16 protein-coding genes are annotated in these 19,422 nt (G+C 63.6%); 6 read left to right on the top strand and 10 right to left on the bottom strand.

The genetic code is table 11. The features are described 5' to 3' along the window. Positions 1 to 60: 60 nt before the first annotated feature. Entirely contained in the window at positions 61 to 801 is a 741-nt protein-coding gene (locus tag C167_RS0123815) for a hypothetical protein (protein ID WP_017520817.1), read from the top strand. Positions 802 to 954: 153 nt separating this feature from the next. On the opposite strand, the gene C167_RS0123810 is transcribed toward C167_RS0123815, so the two are convergent. Further along, on the bottom strand, positions 955 to 1,893 hold the full coding sequence (locus C167_RS0123810) for an alpha/beta hydrolase (RefSeq protein WP_017520816.1): 939 nt from the start codon (positions 1,891 to 1,893) through the stop codon (positions 955 to 957). Between the two features lie 122 nt (positions 1,894 to 2,015). On the opposite strand from C167_RS0123810, the gene C167_RS0123805 reads away from it, so the two are divergent. Further along, entirely contained in the window at positions 2,016 to 2,591 is a 576-nt protein-coding gene (locus C167_RS0123805; protein WP_017520815.1) for a DUF6436 domain-containing protein, read from the top strand. Between the two features lie 88 nt (positions 2,592 to 2,679). Next, positions 2,680 to 3,192 carry a hypothetical protein gene (locus tag C167_RS34130; RefSeq protein WP_017520814.1) on the top strand — a complete coding sequence of 171 codons (513 nt, stop codon included), beginning with the start codon at positions 2,680 to 2,682 and terminating at the stop codon, positions 3,190 to 3,192. 3 nt (positions 3,193 to 3,195) lie between these two features. Here C167_RS34130 and C167_RS0123795 read toward each other — a convergent pair whose 3' ends face one another. Continuing rightward, on the bottom strand, positions 3,196 to 4,245 hold the full coding sequence (locus C167_RS0123795) for an AraC family transcriptional regulator (protein WP_017520813.1): 1,050 nt from the start codon (positions 4,243 to 4,245) through the stop codon (positions 3,196 to 3,198). Positions 4,246 to 4,352: 107 nt separating this feature from the next. On the opposite strand from C167_RS0123795, the gene C167_RS0123790 reads away from it, so the two are divergent. Then, positions 4,353 to 6,740, top strand: a complete 2,388-nt coding sequence (locus C167_RS0123790) for a penicillin acylase family protein (protein WP_017520812.1) — start codon at positions 4,353 to 4,355, stop codon at positions 6,738 to 6,740. Between the two features lie 422 nt (positions 6,741 to 7,162). Here C167_RS0123790 and C167_RS0123785 read toward each other — a convergent pair whose 3' ends face one another. The 8 genes from C167_RS0123785 to C167_RS0123750 form a co-directional block, all read right to left on the bottom strand. After that, positions 7,163 to 8,035, bottom strand: a complete 873-nt coding sequence (locus C167_RS0123785) for an ABC transporter permease subunit (RefSeq protein WP_017520811.1) — start codon at positions 8,033 to 8,035, stop codon at positions 7,163 to 7,165. An 82-nt stretch (positions 8,036 to 8,117) separates the two neighbouring features. Beyond that, positions 8,118 to 8,999: an ABC transporter permease subunit gene (locus tag C167_RS0123780; protein ID WP_085988864.1), complete on the bottom strand. Its 882-nt coding sequence runs from the start codon at positions 8,997 to 8,999 to the stop codon at positions 8,118 to 8,120. A 26-nt stretch (positions 9,000 to 9,025) separates the two neighbouring features. Next, positions 9,026 to 10,180, bottom strand: a complete 1,155-nt coding sequence (locus C167_RS0123775) for an ABC transporter ATP-binding protein (protein ID WP_017520809.1) — start codon at positions 10,178 to 10,180, stop codon at positions 9,026 to 9,028. A 151-nt stretch (positions 10,181 to 10,331) separates the two neighbouring features. Further along, entirely contained in the window at positions 10,332 to 11,426 is a 1,095-nt protein-coding gene (locus C167_RS0123770; RefSeq protein ID WP_017520808.1) for a polyamine ABC transporter substrate-binding protein, read from the bottom strand. 229 nt (positions 11,427 to 11,655) lie between these two features. Beyond that, the gene (locus C167_RS0123765; protein WP_017520807.1) at positions 11,656 to 12,756 is read right to left on the bottom strand and encodes a polyamine ABC transporter substrate-binding protein; all 1,101 of its coding nucleotides are present in this window, start codon (positions 12,754 to 12,756) and stop codon (positions 11,656 to 11,658) included. 118 nt (positions 12,757 to 12,874) lie between these two features. Next, a complete protein-coding gene (locus tag C167_RS0123760; protein ID WP_017520806.1) occupies positions 12,875 to 14,242 on the bottom strand; it encodes an aspartate aminotransferase family protein in 1,368 nt (455 codons plus the stop codon). A 61-nt stretch (positions 14,243 to 14,303) separates the two neighbouring features. Continuing rightward, the gene (locus C167_RS0123755; protein WP_026079240.1) at positions 14,304 to 15,662 is read right to left on the bottom strand and encodes a glutamine synthetase family protein; all 1,359 of its coding nucleotides are present in this window, start codon (positions 15,660 to 15,662) and stop codon (positions 14,304 to 14,306) included. Between the two features lie 40 nt (positions 15,663 to 15,702). Continuing rightward, positions 15,703 to 16,452, bottom strand: coding sequence for a gamma-glutamyl-gamma-aminobutyrate hydrolase family protein (locus C167_RS0123750; protein WP_017520804.1), 750 nt, complete (start codon positions 16,450 to 16,452; stop codon positions 15,703 to 15,705). 278 nt (positions 16,453 to 16,730) lie between these two features. Here C167_RS0123750 and C167_RS0123745 point away from each other — a divergent pair, with 278 nt between their 5' ends. Both C167_RS0123745 and C167_RS0123740 read left to right on the top strand, forming a co-directional pair. Next, positions 16,731 to 18,110, top strand: a complete 1,380-nt coding sequence (locus tag C167_RS0123745) for a glutamine synthetase family protein (RefSeq protein ID WP_017520803.1) — start codon at positions 16,731 to 16,733, stop codon at positions 18,108 to 18,110. A gap of 245 nt (positions 18,111 to 18,355) precedes the next feature. Continuing rightward, complete coding sequence (locus tag C167_RS0123740) at positions 18,356 to 19,417, top strand: polyamine ABC transporter substrate-binding protein (RefSeq protein WP_017520802.1); 1,062 nt, start codon at positions 18,356 to 18,358, stop codon at positions 19,415 to 19,417. Positions 19,418 to 19,422 lie beyond the last annotated feature (5 nt).

Here is a 19,422-nt window from a genome sequence, read left to right as displayed (position 1 = left end):
GGCAAGCCTTGCCGACAATAGTCCCCGGCGAGCGAACCCTGCCGCCCAAAAGGAGTTGCAATGCGCGTACTGCTGGCCCTCACCCTTCTTCTACTGGGCATGCCTGCCCTGGCCGACAACTACCAGCGCCTGTACCAGGCCGCCGGCTGGCCGGAACAGCGAGCACACTTCAATGACGCCCTGCACGCGGCGCAGAAGCGCTACCAGGGCAACCTGCCGCCGGCGCTGTACCAGACGCTGGTGGACAACAGCAACCAGCGCTTCGCCCCCGCCGACATCGACCAGCGCGCCTTGAACGGCCTGCGCCAGAACCTGCCGGACAGCACCGCGGCGGTGAACTTCTTCGAATCCCCCCTGGGCCGCAAGGTTGCCGGCGCCGAAACTCTGGCCACGCGCAGCGACCAATTGCAGAAATACGCCAATGGCCTGCCGCGCCAGCAGGCCAGCGAGGTGCGCAAGCAGATCATCCACCGCCTGAGCCAGATTCTGCCCGCCCGCGAGGCCGGCGCCGAAGTCAGCCTGGCGCTGGCCAGCGTGGCCGCCGACAGCCTGAGCCAGATGCTCCCCGGCCTGCTCGGCGGTGGTAGCGCCCAGGGCATGCTCGAAGGCCAGCGGCAGAAGCTGATGAGCCAGATCGGCGCCGATCTCGACAACACCCTGCTCTATGTCTATCGCGGCCTGAGCGATGCCGAACTGGGCCAGTTCGCCGACTTCAGCGAGTCGCCGGCTGGCCGCGACTACTACCGCGCTGCCCTGGCGGCCCTCAAGGCGGGCTTGGCAGTGTCGAACAACGGGCAGTAATGGGAAAGAGCCTACACGGCATGCGGACCACTCCGAGAAACTCTGCACTTAGAATGGCACCCGCTGTACAGAGGGTGGCGCCTGAGGATCATGGCGCAAGGAGTGAAGGACACACCCTCGACCACACGGGCTCCCTCCCCCGCCTCCCCCCCGCTAAGCCATCCGCTCACTGAGAAAATCAAAATAACGCCTGCGCAGCGTCTCGCTCTCGTTCGCCAGGTGGTGCCGCGCGCCCGTCAGCAGCAGGCATTCGATCTTCTCGAACTTCTCTTCCAGCACCTTCAGGTTGTAGCGCCAGTCCACCGTCTCGTCGGCGTCGCCTTGCACCACCAGCAGGCTCTGCGCGCCGTGCCCGGCCGCCTCGATGCGCGGAATCCAGCGCGCCAGTGCGCCGACCCAGGCCGTGGGAAGGATCTTCGGCTGCAGCGGATCGCGGTCGCGCAGGAAGGCGAGGAACTCGGTGTCGCTGGAGTTCTCACTGAAGCGCCGGGGGATCGAGTCGACGAAGGGCCGCAGCATCTGGTAGCTGAACTTCGACCAACCCCAGGCCCGCGGCCGCACCAGCGGCGCCAGCAGGATGGTGCGACCCAGTTCCGGGCGCGGCGCGCCGGTGAGCAGGTAGTCCAGCAGGATCGCCCCGCCGGTGCTCTGGCCACACAGGTGCCAGGGTTGCGGCAGGTCCAGCGCTTGGGCCTGTTCCAGCAGCGCGCCGAGCACCACCTGGTATTCGGCGAAGTCACCGATGCTGGCTGCAGCGCCACCGGAAAGCCCATGCCCCGGCAAGTCGCAGGCGAGCACCGCGAAGTTCATGCCCAGCGCCCAGTCGATCACGTGGCGGTAAAGGCCCATGTGGTCGTAATAGCCGTGCAGCAGCACGACGGTGCCGCGCGCCAGCACCGGGCGCCAGTACTGCGCGGCAATCTGGTAGCCGCCGGCCTCGAAGGTGCCCAGGCGGCTCTGCAGACCCGGATGCCGGCCGTGCAGGTCCAGGCCGTAGAAATGCTGGTACAGCGCGATGCCGACTTCGTTCGCCTCTGCGGTCAGAGGTCGCAGCAGGGTGCGCAGCAGATCGGGCTGGAAGGCTTCAGGCATGGGCGTTTCGCTTCTGGCAGGCGGGTGACGAAAGGAGTGCGGGCAGCAGTGGATATTCTGCCGCGCCCGCCCCCGTGGCAAGCTTGTCGGCCATCTTACCGACTCCGCCACTGGTCGCCGTCATGTCCTCACGCCGAAAATCGCTGTTCACCTGGCTGATCGCCGCGCTCTGCCTGGGCGCGCTGCTCGCCACCTACGGGTGGTACGAGAACCGCTTCATCCGTCCGTTCAGCCACCAGCCGCAGCTGTTTTCCGGCGACCATCTGATGCTGCCGACGCAATTGGCCGGCCCCGGCAAGGTCCGCCTGGTGCATTTCTGGGACCCGGCCTGCCCCTGCAATGTGGGCAACCAGCAGCATCTCGCCGAGCTGATCCAGCGCTTCGGCCCGCAGGGCGTGGAGTTCTTCGCCGTGCAGAAACCCGGCACGCGCGGCCACTTGCCCGACACACTGAACGCCATGCGTGCGCTGGATTCCCTGCCGGGCGCAGAGCAGTTGCCGGCCAGCCCCGCCGTGGCGATCTGGGATGCCCAGGGCAAGCTGGCCTACTTCGGCCCCTACAGCGAAGGAGCAGTCTGCACCTCGGGCAACAGCTTCATCGAGCCGATCCTCGACGCCCTGGTGCAGGGCCGCCCGGTGAACGCGACCCACACCCTGGCGGTGGGCTGCTATTGCCCCTGGGATGGCGCGAAGCACTGAGTTGCATCAACGAAGACGATGGCCAATCCATGACTACACTTGGTTCGCCGGCCTATGAAGGGCCGATCGCTACCAAGGAGCTTTTCGCATGCGTCTTCATTCCGCCCTCGCCTTCTGCGCCGCCCTCTCCACGGGGTTTGTCCTGCCCCTGGCCGCCCACGCCGAAGATGCGCCCAACAGCAAACAGGTGATGGAGCAACACAAGCAGGCCATCAACAACCGCATCGCCGACATCGACTACAAGCGCAAGCGCATCGTCGAAGCCAACATGAAGCTCACTCCGCAGGAAACCGAGAAGTTCTGGCCGATCTACAACAGCTACCGCACCGAGGCGGACAAGCTGAGCAAGCAGACCCTGGCGATCATCATCGACTACGCCAACAGCTATAACACCGGCTCGGTAAGCAACGACGACGCGGCGAAGCTGCAGAAGCAGGTGCTGGAGCTGCAGGACGACCGTCAGGACCTCAAGGAGAAGTACCTCAAGCGCATCGCCAAGGAAGTCTCTCCACAGCGTGCCCTGCGCTTCCTGCAGATCGAGGACCAGCTCGACGCCATGGCGCTGCTGGAAGTAAGCCGCGAGATCCCGCTGGCCGAATAACCCTCAGCCCTCGGTGCCGCCCTGCAGACGCTGGCGATAGCGCTCGGGCGGCATCGAGTACCAGCGCCTGAATGCCCGATAGAACGGCGACAACTCGGCAAAACCACAGGCCCGCGCTACCTCGCGTATCGCCTCGCCCTGCTCCAGCAACCGCGCAGCGCGCTGCCGGCGGACCTCCTCGCGCACTTCCCTGAACGTCTGCGCCCGGCTTGCCAGGTTGCGCTGCAGCAGCCCGGCGCGCACACCCAGTTCGCGCGCACAGCTTTGCAGGGTGCACTCTCCCTCCCCCAGCCGGATTGCGATCAGGTAGCGCAGGCGATTGAGCAGGTCGTTCTCGTCCAACGTGCCCAGTTGCTCGCGCGCGTGCTCGGTGAGCAAACGATGGAGTACCGGGTTGCCGGTGCGAGACGGCCTGGCCAGCAGGGCGCGGTCGAACAGCAGCGCATCATTGGGCTTGCCGAAGCTCGGCGCCAGGCCGAACAGCCGTCGGTGCTCGCTCAAACGGCGCGGCTGCGGATGGCGGAACTCGATGGCCTGGACACGGAACTCGTCGTCGGTGATCAGCGCCAGCAGCTTGAGGAACAGCAGCATCAAGCACTCCATCTGCTGACGCAGGTTGCTGCTGCCCAGGTAGTTGAGGTCGAGGATCAGCCGCACCTGCTCGCCCTCCTCGCGCATCTGCGCGGCAAAGCCGCCGGAGAGGATGTGCTGGAAGCGCAGGAAGCTGTGCAGCGCCTCGCGCAGGTCGCTGCTGGCCATCAGCAGGTAGCCGACCACATCCAGCAAGCGCGGCTTCATCGCCTCTCCCAGGTGCAGGCCGATGTCGGCGTCGCCGGTAATCTCGTCAAGCGTCGTCCAGAACAAGGGGGCGTCGTCGTGCACCAGGCGACCGCTCTGCGCCGGTGGCGGCAGCCGCACCTTCTGCAAGGCCTGGCGATAGATGTCGGTGGGGTCGAAGCCCAGCACCGAGAGCGCCTCGTACAGCTGGCGGCGCAGGGTGGCGGACTGGGTCAGCGCCGGGGTATCGGGAAAATTCAGCTCGGGGGCGGCCATGGTCACTCCTGGGATTGACCGGAGAATTCCAGCCTAGAGATGTTTGGTCAATGAGCGGCGAGCGGCAACCACTGCAGAATCGCCCCATAACAACAAGGAGTTGCCGCATGAAACGCACTTTGACTGTCCTCGCTGTCGCCATCGCCGCTGCAACGGCCGCTGGCGGCTGGTACCTGCACGGCAAGCAGCCGGTACGCGACGGACAACTGCCCCTGGCCGGCCTCGCCAGCGAAGTCACGGTTCGCTACGACGAGCGCGGCGTGCCGCACATCAAGGCCGGCAGCGAGGAGGACATGTACCGGGCGATCGGCTATGTCCACGCCCAGGACCGCCTGTTCCAGATGGAAATCCTGCGGCGCCTGTCCCGGGGCGAGCTGGCCGAGGTGCTCGGGCCCAAGCTGGTGGATACCGACCGCATGTTCCGCAGCCTGCGCATCCGCGACCACGCCGCCGAATACGTCGCCAGGCAGGACAAGAATTCCCCGGCCTGGAAGGCGCTGGTCGCCTACCTCGATGGCGTCAACCAGTTCCAGGACAGCCATCCGCGTCCGCTGGAGTTCGACGTCCTCGGCATTGCCAAGCGCCCGTTCACGCCCGAGGACACCGTCAGCGTCGCCGGCTACATGGCCTACAGCTTCGCCGCCGCCTTCCGCACCGAGCCGGTGCTGACCTACGTGCGCGACGAGCTGGGCGCTGATTACCTGAAGGTCTTCGACCTCGACTGGCACCCCGAGGGCGTGATGGGCTCCAGGGCGCTGGCCGCCGCCGACTGGCAGGACCTGAGCGCCATCGCCCGCCTGAGCCACGCCGCGCTGGAGAAGGCCGGCCTGCCGCAGTTCGAGGGCAGCAATGCCTGGGCCGTCTCCGGCAGCCGCACCAAAAGCGGCAAACCGCTGCTGGCGGGCGACCCGCACATTCGCTTTGCCGTGCCGGCGGTGTGGTACGAGATGCAGGCCAGCGCGCCGGGCTTCGAGCTGTACGGCCATTACCAGGCGCTCAACCCCTTCGCCTCGCTCGGCCACAACCTGCAGTTCGGCTGGAGCCTGACCATGTTCCAGAACGACGACGTCGACCTGGTCGCGGAGAAGGTCAACCCGGACAACCCCAACCAGGTCTGGTACCACGGCCAGTGGGTCGACCTGAAGAGCGAGGAGCAGAGCATCGCGGTGAAGGGCGAGGCGCCGGTGAAGATCACCCTGCGTAGCTCGCCCCATGGCCCGCTGGTCAACGATGCGCTGGGCACCGCCTCGGGCAAGACCCCAGTATCCATGTGGTGGGCCTTCCTGGAAACCCGGAACCCGATCCTCGACGCCTTTTACGAGCTGAACCGCGCCGACACCCTGGCCAAGGCACGCACGGCAGCCTCGAAGATCCAGTCCCCAGGCCTCAACGTGGTCTGGGCCAATGCCCGGGGTGATATCGGCTGGTGGGCCTCGGCGCAGCTGCCGGTGCGCCCGGACGGGGTCAACCCGAACTTCCTGCTCGACGGCGCCAGCGGCCAGGCCGACAAGAGCGGCTTCTATCCCTTCAGCGAAAACCCGCAGGAAGAGAACCCGGCGCGCGGCTACATCGTCTCCGCCAACTTCCAGCCGGTGCCCGCCAATGGTCGCCCGGTGCCCGGTTACTACAACCTGCCCGATCGCGGTCAGCAGTTGAACAAGCGCCTGTCCGACACTTCCGTGAAGTGGGACCTGCAGAACAGCCAGGCGCTGCAACTGGACACCGCCACCGGCTACGGCCCGCGCTTCCTCAAGCCGCTGTTGCCGATACTGCGCGAAGCCGCCGCCACCGACGAAGAGAAGGCACTGGTGGAGAGCCTGGCCAACTGGCAGGGCGACCATCCGCTGGACTCGGTGACCGCCACCGTATTCAACCAGTTCCTCTACCAGGTCGCCGACGGCGCCATGCGCGACGAGATGGGCGACGCCTTCTTCGACAACCTGCTGTCCACCCGCGTGCTCGACGTGGCCCTGCCGCGCCTGGCAGCCGACGAGAGCTCGCCCTGGTGGGACAACCGCACGACGCCGCAGAAGGAGACCCGCGCCGATACCGTCAAGGCCGCCTGGAAGGACAGCCTGGCGCACTTGCGTGCCACCCTCGGCCAGGACTCGAAGCAGTGGCAATGGAGCAAGGCGCACACCCTCACCCACGGCCACCCGCTGGGCCAGCAGAAGCCGCTGGACCGCCTCTTCAATGTCGGCCCGTTCGCCGCTCCTGGCGGCCACGAGGTGCCCAACAACCTGTCGCACCGCGTCGGCCCGGCGCCCTGGCAGGTGGTCTACGGCCCGTCAACCCGCCGCCTGATCGACTTCGCCGACCCGGCCCATAGCCTGGGCATCAACCCGGTGGGCCAGAGCGGCGTGCCTTGCGACAAGCACTATGACGACCAGGCAGAGGCCTACATCGACGGCCAGTACCTGCCCCAGCACTACGACGACAACGAGGTGAAAGCCAACACCAAGGGCATCCTGCGGCTGATTCCCGTACGCCGCTGAAGCGTCCTCGACAAGAATCACCGCCCATGAAAAACCCCGCTCCTGCGGGGTTTTTCATGGGGGCGTTGTAGAAGAGTGCTGCGGGAGATGCCGAAGCTCCCTGGCGCGTTATTTCCCCAAGGGATAACGATCGGGGTGTTGTATTGGGCGCCGTCTCCCGCACGGAGTGCCATAAGGCGTCACTGGTAGTTTGCCGGCTACGCGGCCCGGTCCTGGTTCGGGGGGTGACCGGACAACGCATCCGAACACTTCAAGCGTAGTTGGCAATCGGCCGGGAGCGAGTCTTTGCGACCCACGGATTTTTCCGATAAATCCCGAATTTCCAAGCACTTCGGAATAACGTGTGAGCAAAAAGCACGGGCCACCCTGAAGGTGGCCCGTGATTCGACAATCGCCGGATACTACCGGCCGACAAGACGGCGTCAGGCGGTGGCTGCCGAACCCTTCTGCCAATCGGTCGCGTTGGACTCCATGGCTTCCTGGATCGCACGCTTGCGCCGTTCCTCGGCCTGACGGGTGAAGTACCAGGCGAAGAAGGTGAACAGCGAGACGGTCAGCAGGATCAGGCTGGCGACGGCGTTGATCTCCGGCTTCACGCCCAGACGCACGGCGGAGAACACTTCCATCGGCAGGGTGGTGGAGCCAGGACCGGACACGAAGCTGGCCAGTACCAGGTCATCCAGCGACAGCGCGAAGGACATCATGCCGCCCGCCGCCAGCGACGGGGCGATCATCGGGATGGTGATCAGCATGAACACTTTCCAGGGCTTGGCGCCCAGGTCCATGGCCGCTTCCTCGATGGACAGGTCAAGCTCGCGCAGGCGCGCCGACACCACGACCGCCACGTAGGACGAGCAGAAGCTGGTGTGGGCGATCCAGATGGTCACGATGCCGCGCTCCTGCGGCCAGCCGATCAGCTGGGCCATGGCGACGAACAGCAGCAGCAGCGACAGACCGGTGATCACCTCGGGCATGACCAGCGGCGCGGTGACCATCCCGCCGAACAGCGTGCGGCCACGGAAGCGCGGGATGCGCGTCAGCACGAAAGCAGCCAGGGTGCCCAGGGCCACCGAGGAGACCGCGGTGTAGCAGGCGATCTCCAGCGAGCGGAACACCGAACCGACCAGTTGCTGGTTGTCCAGCAGGCCGACGTACCACTTCACCGACCAGCCGCCCCACACGGTCACCAGCTTGGAGCCGTTGAAGGAGTAGATGACCAGGATGATCATCGGCACATAGATGAAGAGCAGGCCCAACACCAGCATGATGTTGGAGAACGACCAACGCTTGTTCATACCTTGCCCTCCAGCTCTTTAGCCACGATCTTGGGTGAAGAGTCTGTTGAAGGGGATGATGGGCGGATCACCTTGAAGGAAGTCATACCTTGCCCTCCAGCTCTTTAGCCTGGTTCTTGTTAAAGAGGATGATGGGCACGATCAGGATCAGCAGCATCACCACGGCAAGGGCGGAAGCCACCGGCCAGTCACGGTTGTTGAAGAACTCCTGCCACAGCACCTTGCCAATCATCAGCGTCTCGGGGCCGCCGAGCAGTTCCGGAATCACGAACTCGCCCACCGCCGGGATGAATACCAGCATGCAGCCGGCGATGATGCCGTTCTTGGACAGCGGCACGGTGATCTTCCAGAAGCTGGTGAAGCTGCGCGCGCCGAGGTCGGAGGCGGCTTCCAGCAGGCTCATGTCGTGCTTCACCAGGTTGGCGTAGAGCGGCATGACCATGAAGGGCAGGTACGAGTAGACGATGCCGATGTACACCGCGAAGTTGGTGTTCAGGATCGTCAGCGGCTCGTTGATGATGCCCAGCCACATCAGGAAGCTGTTGAGCAGGCCGTTGTTGGACAGGATGCCCATCCAGGCGTATACGCGGATCAGGATCGCCGTCCAGGTCGGCATCATGATCAGCAGCAGCAGGACGGTCTGCATTTCCTTGCTGGCGCGGGCGATGGCATAGGCCATCGGGTATCCGATGAGCAGGCACAGGAAGGTGCTGATCGCCGCCATCTTCAGCGAGCCCAGGTAGGCGTCGATGTAGAGCGGGTCGTCCGTCAGCATCAGGTAGTTGCCCAGGTTCATCACGACCTGGAGCGTCTGGTCGGCGTACTGGAATACTTCGGTGTACGGCGGAATGGCCACGTCCGCTGCCGCCAGACTGATCTTCAGCACGATGGCGAAGGGCAGCAGGAAGAACAGGAACAGCCAGAAGAACGGCACACCGATCACGGCATGCCGGCCGTTCGGCAGGCGTTTCATGAGCGATTTGCTGATGTTCATGATTGCAGTACCACACCGCTGTCGTCGTACCAGCTGATGTAAACCGGCTGGTCCCAGGTCGGGCGAGCGACGTGGCGCTCGGCGTTGGCCATGAAGGCCTGGACGATGAAGCCGGAGGCCAGCTTGATGTAGTACACGGAGTGACCGCCCAGGTAGGCGATGTCGTGGACGGTGCCCTGGGCGACGTTGAAGCCTTCGTGCTCGAGGTTTTCCGGCTTCTGCGCGCTGACCATGACCTTTTCCGGACGCAGCGCGTAGGTGATGCGCTTGTTCTCGGCACGGGTGCTGATGCCGTGGCCGATGTAGATCGGGTTTTCCAGCTGCGGGCAGGCAATCACCGCGTGGTCCTGCAGGTCCTCGACGATCTCCCCGTCGAACAGGTTGACGTTGCCGATGAACTCGCAGATCAAGCGGCTGGCCGGGGTCTCGTAGATGTCCATCGGGCTGCCGATCTGCTCGATGCAACCCAGGTGCATGATGGCGATGCGCTGGGCCATGGTCATGGCCTCTTCCTGGTCGTGGGTCACCATCACGCAGGTCACGCCCACGCGCTCGATGATCTCCACAAGTTCCAGTTGCATCTGCGAACGCAGTTTCTTGTCCAGTGCGCCCATGGGTTCGTCGAGCAGCAGCAGCTTCGGACGCTTGGCCAGGGAGCGGGCCAGGGCCACGCGCTGACGCTGGCCGCCGGAGAGCTGGTGCGGCTTGCGCTTGGCGTACTGGGTCATCTGCACGAGCTTGAGCATCTCGTCGACGATCTTGTCGATTTCCGCCTTGGGCAGGCCGTCCTGCTTCAGGCCGAAGGCGATGTTCTGCGCCACGCTCATGTGGGGGAACAGGGCGTAGGACTGGAACATCATGTTGATCGGCCGCTCATAGGGCGGCAGGTCGGTAATGTCCTGGCCATCGAGGAAGATGCGACCTTCAGTGGGACGCTCGAAACCAGCCAGCATGCGAAGCAGAGTCGACTTGCCCGAACCCGAACCACCGAGCAGGGCGAAGATTTCGCCTTTCTTGATGTCCAGCGTCACGCTGTCCACTGCCAGCGTTTCATCGAACTGCTTGCTGACCCGGTCGATTTTTACCAGAACCTCTTTCGGCTTCTGGTCGCCACTCAAGGCTTTCTTGTAGGCACCGGAGGCTATTGCCATTACCACAACTCCCAAATCATAGAGGCCCGGCCCCCGCGGCCGGGCATGCTTGGTATTACTCAGGGCTGGCGCAGTTTACGTGCGCCACGGAGCCTTTCGAGGGGCTCCGCGACGCTCCGTGCCCGCGCGGACGGATGGGGGGAAACCCGTCTTACTTGCCCGATTTGATCTTGGTCCAGGAACGGGTCATGAGGCGCAGGACCTTCGGCGGCAGCTCATGCTGCACGAAGAGTTTGTCGAGAACCTCCTGGGGTGGGTACACCTCAGGATTGTTGCGCACGGACTCATCCATGAATTCGCCAGCCTTGGGGTTCGGGTTGGCGTAACCGACGTAATCGCTGACCTTGGCGATCACTTCGGGCTTGAGCAGGTAGTTGATGAACGCATGGGCCGCCTTCGGGTTGGAGGCATCCTTCGGGATCGCGAGGATGTCGAACCAGAGGTTGGCGCCTTCCTTGGGAATGGCGTAGGCGATGTTCACGCCCTTGCCGGCTTCCTTGGCGCGGTTGGCGGCCTGGAATACGTCACCGGAGAAACCGGCCGCGACGCAGATGTTGCCGTTGGCCAGGTCGGAAATGTATTTGGAGGAATGGAAGTAGGTGACGTACGGACGCACCGCCATCAGCTTGCCCTCCACCTTCTTGTAGTCCTCCGGATTGGTGCTGTTGGGGTCCAGCCCCAGGTACTTGAGCACAGCCGGCATCATCTCGTCGCCCGAATCGAGGAAGGCGACGCCGCACTGGCTGAGCTTCTTCATGTTCTCGGGCTCGAAGAGGACAGCCCACGAATCGATCTTGTCGACACCCAGCACGGCCTTGACCTTCTCGACGTTGTAGCCGATGCCGTTGGTGCCCCACAGGTACGGCACGCCGTACAGGTTGCCCGGGTCATTCGCCTCGAGCTGCTTCATCAGGTGCGCATCGAGGTTCGACCAGTTCGGCAGTTGGCTCTTGTCCAGCTTCTGGAACGCGCCGGCCTTGATCTGGCGACCGAGGAAGTGGTTGGACGGCACGACCACGTCATAGCCGGTACGACCGGCCAGCAGCTTGCCTTCCAGGGTTTCGTTGGAGTCGAAGACGTCGTAGACCGGCTTGATCCCGGTTTCCTTCTCGAAATCGGCGAGGGTGGTTTCACCGATGTAGTCCGACCAGTTGTAGATATGGACGGTCTCCTGCGCCTGAACCTGCGAAGCCAGGCCGAGGACGGAGACTGCAGCGATCAGGGTTCTGCGGAAGGGAATACGCACACGTGAGTCCTCTCGTTGTTTATTGCGACTTCAGTCGGTTGCTGCCGGGGTTTCGACGGCCGGTCCGTGGATAGCGCCGAACCCTCCATCAGCACGAGAGCGCCGGGGGCTTGCGCAGCCATTCCACCGATGGAAGCTGTTTGTTGCTGCCGGTAGCGGGCGAGGGAGCGCACTCCCCCGCCGCTGCCCGGACCATCCGCTGCCGCGCCAGGCGGCAGCGACTACCCGATTACTTGCCGGACTTGATGGTGGTCCAGCTGCGGGTCATCAGACGCTGGGTCTTCGCCGGCAGGTCCGGGAAGGCGTACAGCTTCTTCATGGTTTCCGGAGTCGGATACACGCCCGGGTCGTTGCGGATCGCCTCGCTCACCAGCGGAGTAGCGGCTGCGTTGCCGTTGGGGAACTGAACGACGTTGGTGATTTCGGACATGACCGCCGGCTCAAGCAGGAAGTTGATCCACTTCAGCGCGGCTTCCTGGTTCTCGGCATCCTTCGGAATGGCGACGGTGTCGAAGAACGCGCCGGCACCTTCCTTCGGAATGTTGTATTTCACAGTGACCTTGTTCTTGGCTTCTTCGGCGCGCGACTTGGCCTGGTACACGTCGCCCGAGTAACCGATGGCCACGCAGATGTTGCCGTTGGCGATGTCGGAGATGTACTTGGAGGAGTGGAAGTAAGAGATGTACGGGCGAATTTTCAGGAACAGCGCTTCGGCTTCCTTCAGCTCTTTCGGGTCCTGGCTATCGGGCTTGTAGCCCAGGTAGTGCAGGGCGGCCGGGAGCATTTCGGTCGGCGAGTCGAGGAAGCTCACGCCGCACGCCTTCAGCTTCTGGATGTTTTCCGGCTTGAACACCAGGTCCCAGGAATCCACCGGGGCGTTGTCGCCCAGCACGGCCTTGACCTTGTCCGGGTTGTAGCCGATGCCGATGGTGCCCCACATGTAGGGAATCGCGTACTGGTTGCCCGGGTCGCTGATTTCCAGGGTCTTCATGATGTCCGGATTCAGGTTCTTCCAGTTCGGCAGCTTGGACTTGTCCAGCGGCTGGTAGACACCCGCCTTGATCTGCTTGGCCAGGAAGGAGTTGGACGGCACCACGATGTCGTAGCCCGACTTGCCGGCGAGCAGCTTGGCTTCCAGCACTTCGTTGCTGTCGTAGACATCGTAGACGACCTTGATTCCGGTTTCCTTGGTGAACTTGTCGACCGTGTCCGGCGCGATGTAGTCCGACCAGTTGTAGACGTGCAGCACCTTGTCATCTGCCTGCGCCATACCAGCCACAGCGCCCGCCAGCGTTACAGCGAGCAGGGATTTGCCGAAGGTCTTGAACATGCGGGTAGCTCCAGTTGTTTTTCTTGATGTTCCGGGTGGCGTGGACATCTCCTTCCGTCACCACCCGGTGAGCCTGGCCAACGCACAGGCGCAGTCTGTCAAAGGTCCGGTGAAAGACTCAAGACAGAACGGCTGCGGCGGTTTGATCAAGGCACTTGCGCGCCAGGGTGATCAGGTCATCGATCTGCGATTTCTCGATCACCAGCGGCGGCGAGATAATCATAGTGTCTCCTACCGCGCGCATGATCAGACCGTTGCGGAAGCAGTGCTCGCGGCACAGCATCCCGACGCCCTTGCCGTCGAAGCGCTCGCGGGTCTTCTTGTTCTTCACCAGCTCCAGTGCTGCCACCAGGCCTACCCCGCGGGCTTCGCCTACCAGGGGATGGTCGGCCAGCTCTTGCCAGCGCTGCTGCAAATACGGTGCCGTTTCGGCCTTCACCTTCTCGACGATCTTCTCCTCGCGCAGGATGCGGATGTTCTCCAGCGCCACCGCAGCGGCGACCGGGTGACCAGAGTAAGTGAAGCCGTGGTAGAACTCCCCACCCTCATTCAGGGTATGGACGATCTCGTCGCGAACGATCACGCCGCCCATGGGGATGTAGCCGGAGGTCAGGCCCTTGGCGATCGGCATCAGGTCCGGAGCGTTGCCGAAGTACTGGCTGCCGAACCATTCGCCGGTACGGCCGAAGCCGCAGATGACTTCGTCGGCGATGAACAGGATGTCGTACTTGGCGAGGATCTCGCGGATCTTCGGCCAGTAGGATTTCGGCGGAACGATCACGCCGCCGGCGCCCTGCAGGGGCTCGGCGATGAAGGCGGCGACCTTGTCTTCGCCGACTTCGAGGATCTTCTTCTCCAGCTGCTCGGCCGCCCAGACGCCGAACTCTTCCGGGTCCATGTCGCCGCCTTCGCCGAACCAGTAGGGCTGGGCGATGTGCTCGATGCCGGGGATCGGCAGGTCGCCCTGCTCGTGCAGCGCCTTCATGCCGCCCAGGCTGACGCCGGCAACGGTGGAGCCGTGGTAGCCGTTCCAGCGGCCGATGACCACTTTCTTCTGCGGCTGGCCCTTGATGCTCCAGTAGTGGCGGACCATGCGCAGCACGGTGTCGTTGGATTCCGAGCCCGAGCCGGTGAAGAACACGTGGTTCATGCCTTCGGGGGCGATATCGGCAATGGCTTTGGCCAGCTCCAGCGCCGGCGGGTGGGCGGTCTGGAAGAACAGGTTGTAGTAGGGCAGTTCCTGCATCTGCTTGTAGGCGGCTTCAGCAAGCTCCTTGCGACCGTAGCCGACGTTCACGCACCACAGGCCAGCCATGCCGTCGAGGATCTTGTTGCCCTCGCTGTCCCACAGGTACACGCCTTCGGCCTTGGTGATGATGCGCGCACCCTTCTCGTTCAGCTGCTTGTAGTCGGTGAACGGAGCCAGGTGGTGATCGCGGCTGAGCGCCTGCCAGTGTTGGGTGTTGGCGCTGGTCTGGTTAGTCATCTTGATAAAACCTCTTTTCTAAGAAACACGGGGCCCGGCCACGCGCCGGACCCCACGCCGATCAGACAGAAAGCAGGAGGAACTCACGCTCCCAGGAACTGATTACTCGCTTGAAGTTCTCGTGCTCGGCGCGCTTTACCGCGACATAGCCTCGGATGAACTTGTCGCCCAGGTATTTCTCCAGGGTCTTGCTGCCTTCCATGCACTCCAGTGCGGCCTCGATGGTCAGCGGCAGGCGCAGGTTACGCCGTTCGTAGCCACGGCCCTTGACCTGGGCACTGGGTTTGAAACCTTCGACCATGCCGATGTAGCCACACAGCAGGCTCGCGGCCAGGGCCAGATAAGGGTTGGCGTCGGCACCGGCCAGGCGGTTCTCCACGCGGCGGTTGTCCGGGGTGGAGTCCGGTACGCGCAGGCCCACGGTGCGGTTTTCCTCGCCCCACTCCACGTTCACCGGCGCCGAGGTGTCGGGCAGGAAGCGGCGGAACGAATTGACGTTCGGGGCGAACAGCGGCAGCGCCTCGGGGATCAGCTTCTGCAGGCCGCCGATGTGGTGCAGGAACAGCTCGCTCATGCTGCCGTCGGCGTTGGAGAAGATGTTCTTGCCAGTCTTGATGTCGACGATGCTCTGGTGCAGGTGCATGGCACTGCCCGGCTCGCCGGTCATCGGCTTGGCCATGAAAGTCGCGGCCACGTTGTGCTTGAGCGCGGCCTCACGCATGGTGCGCTTGAACACCACGATCTGGTCGGCCAGGTCCAGGGCATCGCCGTGACGGAAGTTGATCTCCATCTGCGCAGTGCCTTCTTCATGGATCAGGGTGTCCAGATCCAGGCCCTGCAGCTCGCACCAGTCGTACATGTCCTCGAACAGCGGGTCGAATTCGTTCGCCGCGTCGATGGAGAAGGACTGACGCCCCGTCTCCTGGCGACCGGAACGGCCTACCGGGGCCTGCAGCGGATAGTCGGGGTCGTCGCTGCGCTTGGTCAGGTAGAACTCCATCTCCGGCGCCACGATCGGCCGCCAGCCCTTGTCGGCGTAGAGCTGGAGCACACGCTTGAGCACGTTGCGCGGCGACAGCTCGATGGGGTTGCCCAGCTTGTCGTAGGTGTCGTGGATGACCATCGCGGTCGGCTCGATGGCCCAGGGGACGAGGAACACGGCATTCTCGTCCGGGCGGCAGACCATATCGATGTCGGCCGGGTCCAGCAGGTCGTAATAGATGTCGTCCTCGACGTAATCACCGGTCACGGTCTGCAGGAGAACGCTCTCCGGCAGGCGCATGCCTTTCTCGTTGAGGAATTTCGCGGTCGGCGCGATCTTGCCCCGGGCAATGCCGGTCAGGTCGGCGATCATGCATTCCACTTCGGTGATCTTGCGTTCCTTCAACCAGCTGCTCAGCTGGTCTAACGTGCTAGTCATAAAGACCTCAGGGTTTGAGAGCCCGGCCCCAACGCCGGACTCAGCGGTTCCCCGCCCTCTTGCCGCAGGCTTTGCCGAATGCCTGGAAGATAGCGAGATAGTTGGGGTTCGTTTCGACCTGCCATTCCGGGTGCCACTGCACCCCGACGGCGAAGGCCGCACCTTCGACGGAGAAGGCTTCAACCAACCCGTCAGGCGCCAGAGCTTCTACACGAAGGCCGGGCGCCAGACGATCAACGCCCTGGCCGTGAATAGAGTTGACCTGGAACTGCGAGGGTAGCCCGATACCGGCGAAAACGCCGCCCGGCTGCACGTCGACGACATGCCGCAGACCATATTGGATTTCGATCGGCTCACCGGCGGGTTCGCGGTGATCCATAAAGCCCGGGGTCTCGTGCACCTTCTGGTGCAGCGAGCCGCCGAAGGCGACGTTCATTTCCTGGAAGCCGCGGCAGATGCCCAGCACCGGAATCCCGGCCGCGACGGCGCGGCGGATCAGCGGCAGCGTCGTGCTGTCGCGTGCGGAATCATGAGCAGTGCCGGCTTCGCTTGCGGAGCCACTATAATGATGAGGCTCCACGTTCGACGCCGAGCCTGTGAAGAGCAGACCGTCGAACGCGGCCAGCATGTCTTCCTGGTCGATCGCATCGCCCAGGGAGGGAATGATCAACGGAATGCCCGAGGCCCCTGAGATCACAGCTCTGAGGTATTTGTCGCCAGCAACATGGTAGGGTTTGGAACCGATCTGCTTGAGGCAGGCGGACACGCCGATTAACGGCAGGCGAGACATGGGACACCCGTGTTTGTAAGTGTTATGGGCTTGAGGCCGAGCTTAGCCTTGTTCATTTTTTTACACAATAGCCATGTAAAAAATCAAACACGCCCCACTGAACAGCCCGCCAGCAAAGGCTCTCCGCTTAACAAAAGCGGCCCGAAACGCCCCAAAAACGGCCCATCAGGACTGGTGCGCCCCACTTTGGTGCGACATTGACAACCCTTGCCAATTCGGATTGACTCACACCTCAGCTTTCGAATGATTGAAATTTTTAACAATAAAGGTGTTACATCATGTCGGTACCCCAGAGTGCCGTGTCGCTCGAAGAAGCGAGTGAGTTCCTGAAGGAACACCCCGAGGTCCAATTCGTCGACCTCCTTATTGCAGACATGAATGGTGTGGTCCGCGGCAAGCGCATCGAACGCACCAACCTGCCCAAAGTCTATGAGAAAGGCATCAACCTCCCCGCCTCGCTCTTCGCTCTCGACATCACCGGCTCCACGGTAGAAAGCACCGGCCTCGGCCTGGACATTGGCGACGCGGATCGCGTCTGCTTCCCAATCCCCAATACCCTCTCCATGGAACCCTGGCAGAAGCGCCCCACCGCGCAGCTGCTGATGACCATGCACGAGATGGAAGAACGCACGCCGTTCTTCGCCGACCCGCGTGAAGTGCTGCGCCAGGTCGTGCAGAAGTTCACCGACATCGGCCTGACTATCGTCGCGGCCTTCGAGCTGGAGTTCTACCTGATCGACCAGGAGAACGTGAACGGCCGCCCGCAGCCGCCGCGCTCGCCGATTTCCGGCAAGCGTCCGCAATCGGTCCAGGTCTACTCCATCGACGACCTCGACGAGTACGCCGATTGCCTGCAGGACATCATCGACGGCGCCCGCGCCCAGGGCATCCCGGCCGACGCCATCGTCAAGGAAAGCGCCCCGGCCCAGTTCGAAGTCAACATGCACCACGTTGACGACGCCCTGAAGGCCTGCGACTACGCGGTCCTGCTCAAGCGCCTGATCAAGAACGTCGCCTACGACCACGAGATGGACTCGACCTTCATGGCCAAGCCCTACCCGGGTCAGGCTGGCAATGGTCTGCACGTCCACGTCTCGCTGCTCGACAAGGACGGCAAGAACATCTTCACCAGCGAGGATCCCGAGCAGAACGCCGCGTTGCGCCACGCGATCGGCGGTGTGCTGGAGACCCTGCCGGCGTCGATGGCGTTCCTCTGCCCGAACGTCAACTCGTACCGCCGTTTCGGTTCGGCCTTCTTCGTGCCGAACGCACCGAGCTGGGGCCTGGACAACCGTACCGTCGCCCTGCGCGTACCCACCGGCACTCCGGAAGCGGTGCGCCTGGAACACCGCGTCGCCGGTGCCGATGCCAACCCGTACCTGCTGCTCTCGGCGGTGCTGGCGGGCATCCACCACGGCCTGACCAACAAGGTCGAGCCGGGCGCGCCGATCGAAGGCAACGCCTACGAGCAGCTGGAACAGAGCCTGCCGAACAACCTGCGCGATGCCCTGCGCGAGCTGGACGACAGCGACGTGATGAACAAGTACATCAGCCCCGAGTACATCGACATCTTCGTCGCGTGCAAGGAGCATGAGATGCAGGAGTTCGAGTATTCGATCTCCGACCTCGAGTACAACTGGTACTTGCACACCGTATAAGTGGTAAACGAAACGCCGGCCCTGTGCCGGCGTTTTCTTGTGCCTCTGGCACATCCGGGAACAGCGACATCGTGACGGCGAGGAGGGGCGCCATAGCGATCCATGCCGCCGCACCCGCCTGCCCGCGATGCTCCATCCGCCCGCCCGGGCGTCCGTCGCGTCTGCCGTGTCTTTGTTGTCGCGCTATCGAGCGGCGAATGACTGCCGCATCCGCTGATTACGTGGTTCATTCAGGGAGATCGCCAATGCCACGCCTGTACGCCTTGATGTTGTTGCTGCTGTGCCCGCTGTCCGGCTGGGCCGACCAGGTCATCCGTGTCTACAACTGGAACGACTACATCGCCCCCGAAGTGCTGAAGGACTTCGAGAAGGACACCGGCATCCGGGTCGACTACACCACCTACAGCACCGATGAAGAGCTTCTGAAGGCATTGGAGAAGGGCGAAAAGATCGATGTCGCCGTGCCTTCGCACAACGACCTGCCGGCACTGATCAAGAAGAAACTGATCCAGCCGCTGGACTTCGCCAAGCTGCCCAATCGCAGCCACCTCGACAGCCAACTGCTGAGCAAGCTCGCGGCGGCCGACCCGAACAACCAGCACGCCGTGCCCTACCTGTGGGGCGCCGTGGGCTTGGCAGTCAATGAGCCTGAAGCCGAAAAAGCCTACGGTGGCAAACTGCCGGACAGCTGGAGCGTGCTCTTCGATCCGCAGCAGAGCCAACGCCTGAAGAGCTGCGGCCTGAGCCTGCTGGACGCCCCGGACGAAGCCTTCTCCGTGCTGATGAACTACCAGGGTCGCAACTTCGCCCGCAGCGCCCCGTCGCAGATCCGCCGTGCCGGCGAGGTGCTGGCCGAACTGCGCCCGAACCTGCGCTACATCGACAGCGAGCGTTACATCCAGGACCTCAACAGCGGCAAGCTCTGCGTCGCCATGGCCTGGGTCGGCGACGCCCTCGGCGCGGCCAACGCCGGCCAGCCGGTGCGCTTCGTGGTGCCGCAGGAGGGCTCGGTGCTGTTCATCGACAACCTGGTGATTCCCGCCAGCGCCGAACACTCCGACCTCGCACTCAAGTTCATCGACTACCTGATGCAGCCCAAGGTTGCCGCGCAGATCACCGCCGCCACCCTGTACCCCAACGGCAACAAGGACTCGGCACAGTTCCTCGACGCCGCCCTGCGCGACCAGCCGGGCCTCTATCCGGACCAGGAGACCAAGCGCCGCCTGTTCGCCCTCGAAACCGCGCCGGAGAAGACCGCCCCGGTGATCACCGAGGTCTGGGGCAAGCTGCGCGCCGGCGGCAGCTGACTTGC

Source organism: Pseudomonas nitroreducens TX1 (assembly GCF_000313755.1).
In the GTDB taxonomy this organism is placed as follows: Bacteria; Pseudomonadota; Gammaproteobacteria; order Pseudomonadales; family Pseudomonadaceae; genus Pseudomonas; species Pseudomonas nitroreducens_A.
Note: the sequence above shows the minus strand (reverse complement) of the source record. Positions and strands in the feature narration are given on the sequence as shown.